Source organism: Bacillota bacterium, from assembly GCA_012837285.1.
Lineage (GTDB): Bacteria > Bacillota > DTU030 > DUMP01 > DUMP01 > DUNI01.
In genome coordinates, this window is record DURJ01000063.1 from 1 (window position 1) to 5096 (window position 5096).

Here is a 5096-nt window from a genome sequence, read left to right on the forward strand (position 1 = left end):
CTTCGGCGAAGGCTACGGAATGTGCAATTATTGGAACTGATAAGCAATGGAACAATAAAGATTTGGGCTTGCAGTTTTATGACATGGCACGGTTGTAGAGATAGTTGCTCTGCTGACAACTGTCACTGAGATCGCGGGAGCAGGAAAAGACCCCCTTGGAGCGGTTCAGGCAATTGCTCCACAGGGGGTTTCTCGTCATAGCTGCCTAGAAGGACTTGAAAGAAACATGCTTTTGACTGGATGATGCTATGCTAGGCCCTGGCCTTTTGGAGAGGGACACCATGCCAGGCCAACCAAGTGCACGGCAATGTTTCCGCTGGTAGCTCTGATTTGAACCTCTTCCAGTTTTTCTTCCAACATGTCGTAGCTCTCGGATATTTTCTCCACTTGCTGTTGAAGTTCCGACTCCAGTTGTTCGAGCTGAGCTTCAACTGACCGGAGCGTTTCTTCAGCCTGAGCAATTCCTTCACCGCTTTGAAAAGCACGGGTTGTGCTTTTAACAGCAGTGCCAACCCTGGAGATGGAAGTTGCGCTCATGCTTTTTCGTCCGAAGAGTGTACCCAATATTGCAGCACCGGTAGAGACAGCAGCGTCCATTTTCTTTTGGGCTGCCCGGGTACTCTGCTTTTCCAGTGCCTGCTTAGCCCGTCTTTGGCGATCTTCAAGGGTGTTTATTTTGGAGGCGTATTTCTTTCTGAGGGCATCTAAAGCTTCATCGCGCTTTTCGTGGGCTAGGTGTTGCAGGCGTATGCGAAAGTCCCGTTCATCTTCATCAACCTCAGAAACCACTTTTAGTGTGGGGCTTGAAAACAACTTTAGCTGAAGGTCTGTGCGAATAAACTGGGCAAAAAGCTTCTTCCAGCTGTCATAGCTGCGGGCGTTGGCGGCAGCGTTAGGATAATTGGCAAAAGAGGCGCCTCTTACAGGCTCTGCATCAAGATCACGCAGATCCAGTTCTATTGACTTAGCTTCTCTCCAATCAAGTGCTACCGGTCCGTCGTGAAGCGGTGCGACCAGTGTGTAACTCTTGGAGGCTGCAACTTGGTGCTTGGCGTTATCATAAAGCACGTCGGCCACGCCAATTACAGAAGGCACATATGTTACATTATCTGTGACTCCGTAGTCCACGGGAAGATATACTTGTTGTATTTTCGGATCGAGGACGGGGGCAGCTAAATTCAAAGCATCAGTTGGTTTCGCTTCTTTTGCGACCGGCTCTCGAGTTACGAAAGCAGGGGCATCCTCTGCTGTTTTGCTCATCAGGCGCTTGGATGACAATGCTGATATTTGCTCTCTTGTCAGGGGGCCCGCCAAATAGGAAAGGACCCACCTGGTGCTGAAAATAACAGGCTCATCTTCATGCACGCTATGAAGATAAAAGATGCGCTGTCCAAGTCCCGCCAAAATCCGCCCTGTGTGCTGGCGGTCAAATTTGCCTCCGGCAAGTGCTCCTTCTAAACCGGCTAAGACTCTCTCTTTGTCCCTTTCCGTCTGTAGCCGTCCGATAAACCATGTGCCCGCATTGGAAAGAGCCTTGTAATCTAGGTCCACAGGGTTCTGAGTGGACAGCACCAACCCTAATCCATATGCCCGCGCTTGCTTGAGTAGCGTCAGCAGGGGAACCTTAGACGGCGGATTGGCAGTTGGCGGCAGGTAACCGAACAACTCGTCCATATAAAGGAGAGCTCTTAGGCTGCCGGTTCCTGGTTGGCTGCGAACCCAGGACAATACTTCATTTAAAAGCATCGTCACAAAAAACATTCGCTCGCTGTCGGAAAGGTGGGCAATGGAAAAGACGGAAACGCGCGGTTTGCCTTCATCGTTATACAAGAAGCGATTAACGTCCAGTGGATCTCCTTCCAACCATGCCTTAAAACTGGGTGAAGCCAGTAGGTTATTAAGCATCATGGCCAATGAGAACCTGTCTTTAGAGGGATAGAAGCTCTCCATGTCCATTACCCCAACCCGATCCATGGGCGGTGCTTGGATAGCATTGATCAGCTCCGAAAGGCTAAGGCTTTGTCCTGAGTTCCATGCGTGTTCGATAATGTTCGAAACTAAAACATGTTCCCGGCTTGTAAATGGATCCCCGTCCAATCCTATCAAGGACAGCAAACCGGTGGTGGTAATCTGGATGCGGTCCCTGTATGCATCCCTGTCATTTCTTATTTCCGGCGGCGGTGCGTCAAAAGATCGCAGTACTGACACTCCGGGGCCTGCCGATCCACCTGGTGTATAGACGGTAATATCAGCTGCATTCCGGAATCTCTCAATACGCTTCCCGTCCTGACCCCAATCAGCCAGTCCTTTGCGCCACAATTCCGCCTGTGACTTGGCATATTCGTCCGCAGGGACGCCCTTGTTAGACGCTTCATGTAGGTTTATCCAGGGGCGAAAGTCTTCCCCGCGTAGTTCGGGAAAAGTCAAAGCTAGGTTCCCCAAATCTCCTTTAGGGTCAATGGCAATCACCGGAATATTGTCCAGAGCAGCTTCTTCTATTATTCCTATGCCCAATCCGGTTTTTCCGCTTCCCGTCATACCGATTATGACCGCGTGGGTTGTCAAATCCTTGGATTTGTAGAGAACCAGCTTTTCTTGCAGTTGCTTTTGTTCTAAGTCGTACTCTTTTCCTAAGTAAAACACGCCCAGTTTTTCGAAGTCCTGCATTTCATATCCCTCCTCTAATACTCTTTGGTCTATACGGTTCTTGGTTCGATTCTCCGTGTCCTTTCAGAACAAGCCTTTTGTTTATTATAAGGCATGAATACATAATATGGCAACGGAAGCAATTGGGCCCGGGCCCTTCACACCATTGCTCCAAAAACTCTTCTTCGTTGTCATCCTGAGGGCTTTGCCCGAAGGATCTTAAGATTCCTCAGTCGCTGTGCTCCTTCGGAATGACGGGTAGTCTGTTCAATTGCCGTGCTACGGGCATCGCTGGATATTCAATAACGCTATTTACCCAAAAATAGACACATTCCGTCAACGTAGTAAGGAAGTAAGAACGTTGGGCCGGATGTATTTGAGGTGCACAAGCAGGAGGGCACAGGGTCTGGATGGTATGGAAGGATTGAAAGAGACATATCCGGATACGGATGATGAGATGATAGAAAATATTTTGCTGAGCGTGTTCCCGCAAAGTAAAACAAAAGCTCCATTGTCAGTGAGACAATGGAGGTTTGATATCACTTGTGGTTAAATAAGGAGTAATGGCTGTTCTATATTAGTACTGTAGCACGCGTGGGAGTCCGGAAGCCTGCTTGACCCAGTCCGCAACATTCTTTTCTGTGGGCAGCTTTCTGACCACTTTCTTCACTTTGTTTACTTCTACTACTTTTGCATAGAGGTTTTCCGGCTTGCGTTTGGCCAATTCGGGTACAGTATCTACGCCGGCCGCTTCCAGAAGCTCAGAATATTGGCCGCCGATTCCTTTGATTCTGGCTAAGTCTGCGTGGTTAGCCCATTTGAGGATCAGCTTTTCGGAAATCCCACTTTTTTCGGCCAGTTCCACCCGGCCCTTCTTTAGGGCACAAGCCTTCAACAATGCTTCTACGGAAAGAATCCCTGCTTCTTTTAGTTTGAGTTCATAAGCCTCACCGATTCCCTCGATTATGCTGAGTTTCGACATGGAATTGACTCCTCCTTTGATTCAAATTCAGTACGAGCAACCCCTGAGCGGTATTGTGATTAAGGCAGTGAATCAGCTGTGGAATCAAATTATTTCTTTAAGAAACCTCCCAGTATTTTGCCGATATCGTCCGTAATATCGCCGTCATTATCTGTATCCAGTAGGTTTGCCACCATGCCCATCATGCCGCTGCTTCCTTGAGTGAATAACCCGCTTAACATCCCGGATAGACTGGCAGCATCTATGTTTTGTTGTTTTTTGTGCTGGCCTAAAGCACCCATTAAAAGAGGTGCCATTTTCATCATTAGGCCGGAAACCTGATTCTTATCCAATCCGGTTTGCCTAGCCAAATTACTCTGAACCCGCTCTGTGTTACCCGAAAAAATGTGTTGAAGCATCCGGGCACTGTCATTATTGTCAATATTGTTTAGGAATCTCGCGACATCATTGATATTGTCATCTTTGTGCTGATCCAGAGCACCTGCTAAGGCGGCCGCGCCTTCCGATGTGGCGGCATTTCGTCTTAACGCTTGCAGCAGGGCAGGCATCCCTATCTGTGCCACTTGTTTCACCTGGTTAGGCTTAGCACCCACTGCTTGTCCAAGCTGATTAAGTACATCTTGGTCGATCATTTGGCCGGAAATCATTTTCAAAATATCCATGACTTCTATCCCTCCCCTCCTCTAACTAAGCTACTTACCCTTAAAGATTATCACTATCGATTAGTACCAATTATAACCTAGTTTTGAGTAGACGGCAATTACCATAGCTGATATTTTCGACTATTTTCTTGCTTACCTAAAGATATCCTTCTCTTACTCTGTTATCATCCTCATATACTACACTTTGGATTGAGCAGATATTTCCCTTATCCTATCCTCTACGGTTACCTTTCAGGGGACATCGCCTGGCAGAGGCACGGTTCGACGGTTCTTGTGGCTGGTATGGCAGCATCAGACGCTGGAGAATGCATATTAGTCTCCTGCTCGTAAATAATACAAGCAGGAGGTGGGTATCAAGTGGCACATCAGCTAACCCAAAAAGAACAGATGTTGCTGGAAGATCAGAAGAGGCATGAAGAAGTGTGTATCCACAAGTATCAAACCTATGCGGCCCAGGTTCAGGATTCACAGCTCAAGCAGTTACTCGGCAGTTATGCCCAGCAGGAACAGCAACATTTGAACACCATTAATCAATTGTTGACCGGACAGATTCCTTCCATGGCTCAGGGGCAGCAATCTTCAACCACTGTGACTGGCACTACCCAATCACAAGGGGCGGCTAACAAACAGGACGAGATGCTGCTGACAGACCTACTGATGACGGAGAAATATGTTTCCAGTGCCTATAATACGGCTATTTTTGAATGCACCAATTCCCAAATGCGACAAGTGCTGAACCATATTCAAAAAGAGGAACAGCAGCATGGGGAAGGGATTTTTAATTACATGAATGCCCACGGCATGTA

The 5096-nt window shown here is 47.8% G+C and carries 4 protein-coding genes; 1 reads left to right on the forward strand and 3 read right to left on the reverse strand.

All coding sequences use genetic code 11. The features are described from left to right. Window positions 1-246: 246 nt before the first annotated feature. The 3 genes from GX016_03735 to GX016_03745 all read right to left on the reverse strand — a co-directional run bounded on the left by GX016_03735 (window position 247) and on the right by GX016_03745 (window position 4290). Entirely contained in the window at window positions 247-2667 is a 2421-nt protein-coding gene (locus GX016_03735) for a DUF87 domain-containing protein (GenBank protein ID HHT70669.1), read from the reverse strand. 556 nt (window positions 2668-3223) lie between these two features. Next, on the reverse strand, window positions 3224-3628 hold the full coding sequence (locus tag GX016_03740; GenBank protein ID HHT70670.1) for a DUF4332 domain-containing protein: 405 nt from the start codon (window positions 3626-3628) through the stop codon (window positions 3224-3226). Between the two features lie 89 nt (window positions 3629-3717). Further along, window positions 3718-4290 carry a DUF937 domain-containing protein gene (locus tag GX016_03745; GenBank protein HHT70671.1) on the reverse strand — a complete coding sequence of 191 codons (573 nt, stop codon included), beginning with the start codon at window positions 4288-4290 and terminating at the stop codon, window positions 3718-3720. 357 nt (window positions 4291-4647) lie between these two features. Between GX016_03745 and GX016_03750 the strand changes: the two genes are divergently transcribed. Then, the coding region (locus GX016_03750) for a spore coat protein (protein ID HHT70672.1) at window positions 4648-5096 on the forward strand (449 nt) is incomplete at its 3' end.